Consider the following 5,143-nt stretch of genomic DNA (forward strand, 5'->3'; position numbering starts at 1 on the left):
GGGGTGGAGAGGGGTGGCGCTCCGGATGGATTCCCCGGCGGGATCAGGACTGCGCGGCTGCCCGGCGGTCGGTGATCAGGTCCATGGTGTGGTGCGCGGGGCGGACGCGCCCGCCGGGCGCGTCCGTCAGCCGGGCGAGCACCGCCGCCTTGCGCGGGCCGAAGACGCCGAAGGTGATGTCGGGCTGGGCGTCCAGCGGGCCGCGCACGTCGATGAGGCGGACGACGATGTCGTCACGCTGGAAGATGCTGCTGCTCCGTACGGGGCTCTTCGGGCGGTGCGCGGCCGCCTCGTCCTGCCGGGCGAGGAACTTGGCGAGCGCCACGCCGCAGCCGGGCTTGGCCGCGTAGAACAGCGCGTGCCGCTGCACGTCGGCGGAGTCGGACTCCGGTGCGGTGATGTGGTGGACCGCCGGGAGCGCGGCACGCATGAAGAACATGCGCGCGGATTCCGGGTCGTTCAGGTTCCGGTCCTGTTCGAGGTAGGGGTTGATCGCCTCCTCCACGGCGCGCACCTCGGGCTGCTCGGAGACGTGTCGCAGGGCCGTCACCAGGTCGCCCTGGACCTCCACCGTCCGGACGACCCGGTTGCCGTGCATGAAGAGCGAGGTGCGGCACAGGCGGGTGTGGGCGTCGACGCGGGCGGCCGGGGAGGCGTAGCTCGAGAGGATGCCCGCGACCTCCTTCTCGCTGCCCGGCTTGACGGTGAAGGTGAGGGCGTGGCGCACGATTCCGGCGCCCAGCCGGGGTGTGGCCTGCAGGCGCGCCGTGATCGGGCGGGCCGCCTGGTCGTAGCCGCGGCCGGTCTCCCGCAGGACGGTGAACTTGAGCGGGCGCATGTTGCGCGCGCACGCGCCGAGCGGCTTCACCTGTTCGGCGTGGTGCTCGCTGTTGACCCATGCGAGGTACTGCGGGGCGCTCTCCCACTCGCTGGTGATGAGCCACTGCGACGGGTCCTCGAAGGATTGGCACAGCTGATCGCTGATGTGGCCCGGAACCGACGCGATGTCGTGGCGGAGCTGTTCGTACGCCTCGAAGAACTGCTGCTGGGCCCCCTCGTGGAGATCCATCAGCAGGACGACCCGGAGCATGGAGCCGTCGAAGGCTGACTGCGACACCCGTTCGGACAGGGTGGTTGTCATCTACTCACTCCTTCATGAGGGGGTGGAGACCCATCGCGTACGGACCCCTCGTCCGTCACCGGTGGCGTCCGCCCGGGCCGGCGGCCGCCTCCATGGGGAGCGGCAGGCCGGCGCGTCTCAGGGGGAGCCGCTGTCGCTCATCGTCATCCGGGTGGCGACGTACCGCTACATGTCCGGATCAAGCGGGTGACAACCGGCGAATCAACTGGGCCTGATCCCGGATCGGGGGCATAAAGACTCCACTCCCCCACACAGAAAACAGGAGCCCGCAGCTGATGGAAGACAACGCCGATGTTCGCGTACCGGTTCTCGTCGTGGGCGGCTCCCTCGTGGGCCTGTCCACCTCGCTTTTCCTGAGCCGCCACGGAGTGAGGCACCTGCTCGTCGAGAAGCACTCCGGTACGTCCCCGCACCCGCGAGGCCGCGGCATCAACGCCCGGACGATGGAGCTGTTCCGCACGGCAGGGGCGGAGCGCGCGATCCGCCAGGCGGCGTCCGTACTGGAGGGTATTCAGGGCATTCTGCAGGCCGGTTCACTGACCGACCGCAGCGACCACAACTGGCTGATCAAGTCGATCGATCCGTCGGGGGCGATCGCCCGTTTCAGCCCGACCGGATGGTGCCTGTGCAGCCAGAACAACATCGAGCCGGTGCTGGCCGAGCAGAGCCGCGCGCAGGGCGCGGACGTGCGGTTCTCCACCGAACTGATGAGCTTCGACCAGGACGCCACCGGAGTGAACGCGGTGGTGAAGGACCGGTTGACGGGCGAGCACAGCACAGTGCGCGCGGACTTCCTGATCGCCGCGGACGGGCCGCGCAGCCCCGTCAGGGAACAGCTCCGGATCCCCCAGACGGGTAACGGCGAGCTGTTCCACAACGTCAGCGTCACCTTCCGCTCGGAGCGGCTCGTCGAAGTGCTGGGCGACCTGCGGTTCATCGTCTGCTACCTGATGCGCCCGGGGGCGGACGGGGCCCTGCTGCCGGTGGACAACAAGACCCAGTGGGTCTTCCACGCCCCGTGGCACCCGGAGCAGGGCGAGACCCTGGAGGACTTCACCGACGAGCGGTGCGTGGACCAGATCCGCGACGCGATCGGCGTACCCGACCTGGACGTGGAGATCGGCGGCAAGGCGCCGTGGCATGCCGCCGAACGGGTGGCCGAGCGGTACTCGTCCGGTCGGGTGTTCCTCGCCGGGGACGCGGCCCACGAGATGTCCCCCACCGGGGCCTTCGGCTCCAACACGGGCATCCAGGATGCGCACAACCTGGCGTGGAAGATCGCCGCGGTGCTGGACGGATCGGCCGGCATCGAGCTGCTCGAGACCTACGAGGCCGAGCGGCTGCCGGTCGCCAGGGCCACCAGCGAGCGGGCTTCGGCCCGTTCGGCTGAGCACAGCCACCCGGGGTACGCGCCCCCGCCCACCATGGGCGGCGGGCCGGGCAGCGGGGTGCTCACCACGGCCATGGGCTACGCCTACGCGCAGGGCGCCCTCGTCGGCGCCGAGCCGGGCCGGCCCGTCATCCCCGAGACGATGCGCATGGTCGGCGACACCGGGACCCGGGCCCCGCACATGTGGCTGACCCGGGCGGGTGAGCGGATCTCCACGCTGGACCTGTACGAGCGCTCCTTCGTGCTGCTCAGCGGCACGGGGTCACCGTGGCAGGCGGCCGCGCAACAGGTGGCGGAGCAGATGCCGGTGCGGCTGGACGCCTACACCATCGGCTCCGGCCCGGTTGCCGACCTGGTCCAGGACGGCAGCGGCTCCGACTGGAGCGAGGTCCACGCGATGAGCACCGAGGGCGCCGTGCTCGTACGGCCGGACGGCTTCGTGGCCTGGCGCTCGGAGGGCGCGGTCGCCGATCCCCGGGCGACTCTGCACGAGGTCCTCTCGACGGTGCTGCGTCGGGCGTGACCACTTCGTCCCCCCTACCGCCGGCCGTGCACGCGGCCGGCGGAAGGGGTTCAGCGACAGGCCCAGCAGTTCGCCCAGCAGCCGGCGTCGGGCCGGAAGGTACGGCGGCGGCCGGCTACGGAGGCGATGCCACCGCCCGCCGCACCGCGCGCCCGGTCTCCGCCCCGGCCACGGTCGCGGTCAAGGGAGTTCCGGTGGGCGTAACACGCGACGACGACCGCGAGCGCGGCCAGTTCCTCCGGGGCGGCAACGCCCCTCTCCACACGCAGCAGGCTCGCTATCGGGACATCGTTCGACATCGGCACGGCCTCTCTCACGGGGGCTGCGCGTGCGCCCGGCCGCGGCACGAGGGGCGGACCGGCTCTGCGCCGACACGGGCGGCACACGGGTGGCTCGGCGCGCTGACGGGACGTGTTCCGCGTGTGCGAACCGGCCGGTGGACTCCTGTCGGATCACCAGGACTCCTGTCCCGACCGACGCTACAAGCGCACGGCGGACCCGGCACTCCGGGGACGTGCCGCCCGCAGCGCGGCGCCCGCCCGGCCGGGGCCACCCGACGGGGCCGCCCGTGACCGCCCAGGGGCCCCTGTTGTGCCGGGGCTGCGCCGGCCGGCTGTACGCCGTCTGCATCACGGACCATTCCGGCGGGAACACGGCCGGCCAGTGGGAGGTGGACCACGAGATGCCCGTGGAGTGCCCGCTGTCCGGGCTGTTGCCCTTGACCGGGACGGCGGCCGACGTCCACGACCTGCCGGGAGCCGAGGAGGTGCTCGGTCCGCCCTTCTGAGCGCGACGGGTTGGACCGCACGGGTGATCTCCGTCCGTCGCCGGCACCGTCCTGTGCCCTGGCCCCGGCCCGGCCGGCGACCCCCGCGGCGGAGATCGGCGCCCGCAGTGTGTTCACTCTTTGAACTCCCCCTGCCCTTGGGGGCTTTGCCGGTTCTACCTCTTGACGACCGCGAAGGCGGGGAGCACAGTGTCCAGCGGCGTCGTCCTGAGAGCGCTCTCAAGGCGGCGGACCTCCGGCTCTTCCCCCGCACCGCGCCTCACGGCGCTTCAGAGAGGGCACCCATGCGTGAGATATCCGGCAGGAGACGACCGACGGTCCGGCGGGCCGTCCTGGCCGCGCTCGGCACGATCACCGTGGTCGCGGCGGCCGCCGCGGGCATCGCGCTGCCCGCGAGCGCCGCGGCTCCCCCCACCCCGGCCGGCTGGTCCCGCGTGTTCCTGGACGACTTCGACGGAGCCGCGGGATCCGGGGTGAACACCACCGACTGGCAGTACACCACGGGCACCAGCTACCCCGGCGGACCCGCCAACTTCGGTACCGGCGAGATCGAGACGATGACCGCCGACCCCTCCAACGTCTCCCTCGACGGCGCGGGCAACCTGCGCATCACGCCGCGGCGGGACGCCGCCGGCAACTGGACGTCCGGCCGGATCGAGACCAGGCGGTCCGACTTCGAGCCCCCGGCCGGCGGCACGCTCCGCACCGAGGCGCGCATCCAGATGCCGAACGTCACGGGCCCTGCGGCCAAGGGCTACTGGCCGGCGTTCTGGATGCTCGGAGCCCCGTACCGCGGCAACTGGTGGAACTGGCCCGGCATCGGTGAGATCGACATCATGGAGAACGTCCAGGGCATCAACAACGTCTGGGCCACCGTGCACTGCGGAACGACCCCCGGCGGACCCTGCAACGAGACGTCCGGCATCGGCGGCCAGCACGTCTGCCCGGGCACGAGCTGCCAGGGCGGCTTCCACACCTACGCCGTGGAGTGGGACCGCTCGACCGCGGTCGAGGAGATGCGCTTCTACGTCGACGGCCTCAACTTCCACACCGTACGGGCGAACCAGGTGGACGCGACCACCTGGACCAACGCCACGAACCACGGCTACTTCATCATCCTGAACGTCGCCATGGGCGGCGGTTTCCCCGACGCCTTCGGCGGCGGGCCCGACGCGGGCACCCAGCCCGGCCACGCCATGGTCTGTCTCTTATACACATCCCCGGCCCAAGGGGCAAGGAAGAAATCTGGTATGCGGTCTTTTGCTTAAAAAAAAAAAGAAAGCAAAAGAGAAAAGAACACGA

4 protein-coding genes and 1 pseudogene are annotated in these 5,143 nt (G+C 71.1%); 3 read left to right on the top strand and 2 right to left on the bottom strand.

Going from position 1 to position 5,143, the window contains the following annotated elements; genetic code table 11:
- Positions 1 to 43 precede the first annotated feature (43 nt).
- On the bottom strand, positions 44 to 1,141 hold the full coding sequence (locus tag PV721_RS41050) for a SchA/CurD-like domain-containing protein (RefSeq protein ID WP_319733638.1): 1,098 nt from the start codon (positions 1,139 to 1,141) through the stop codon (positions 44 to 46).
- A 275-nt stretch (positions 1,142 to 1,416) separates the two neighbouring features.
- Here PV721_RS41050 and PV721_RS41055 point away from each other — a divergent pair, with 275 nt between their 5' ends.
- Positions 1,417 to 3,054, top strand: a complete 1,638-nt coding sequence (locus tag PV721_RS41055; RefSeq protein WP_319733640.1) for an FAD-dependent monooxygenase — start codon at positions 1,417 to 1,419, stop codon at positions 3,052 to 3,054.
- Positions 3,055 to 3,104: 50 nt separating this feature from the next.
- Here the strand turns inward: PV721_RS41055 and PV721_RS41060 are convergent, their stop codons facing one another.
- The gene (locus tag PV721_RS41060) at positions 3,105 to 3,353 is read right to left on the bottom strand and encodes an acyl-CoA carboxylase subunit epsilon (protein ID WP_319733642.1); all 249 of its coding nucleotides are present in this window, start codon (positions 3,351 to 3,353) and stop codon (positions 3,105 to 3,107) included.
- Positions 3,354 to 3,622: 269 nt separating this feature from the next.
- Between PV721_RS41060 and PV721_RS41065 the strand changes: the two genes are divergently transcribed.
- Together PV721_RS41065 and PV721_RS41070 are read left to right on the top strand one after the other, a co-directional pair.
- Complete coding sequence (locus PV721_RS41065; protein WP_319733644.1) at positions 3,623 to 3,841, top strand: hypothetical protein; 219 nt, start codon at positions 3,623 to 3,625, stop codon at positions 3,839 to 3,841.
- A gap of 284 nt (positions 3,842 to 4,125) precedes the next feature.
- Positions 4,126 to 5,043: pseudogene (locus PV721_RS41070) on the top strand (glycoside hydrolase family 16 protein); the annotation flags it as partial.
- Between the last annotated feature and the right edge of the window lie 100 nt (positions 5,044 to 5,143).

Origin of the sequence: Streptomyces sp. MB09-01, assembly GCF_033794505.1 — a bacterium.
Classification (GTDB): Bacteria; Actinomycetota; Actinomycetes; order Streptomycetales; family Streptomycetaceae; genus Streptomyces.

What these genes read in the sequence shown, in the direction of transcription:
- PV721_RS41050 (WP_319733638.1), bottom strand. Translation starts at nt 1,141, where the DNA reads ATGACAACCACCCTGTCCGAACGGGTGTCGCAGTCAGCCTTCGACGGC.
- PV721_RS41055 (WP_319733640.1), top strand. Translation starts at nt 1,417, where the DNA reads ATGGAAGACAACGCCGATGTTCGCGTACCGGTTCTCGTCGTGGGCGGC.
- PV721_RS41060 (WP_319733642.1), bottom strand. Translation starts at nt 3,353, where the DNA reads ATGTCGAACGATGTCCCGATAGCGAGCCTGCTGCGTGTGGAGAGGGGC.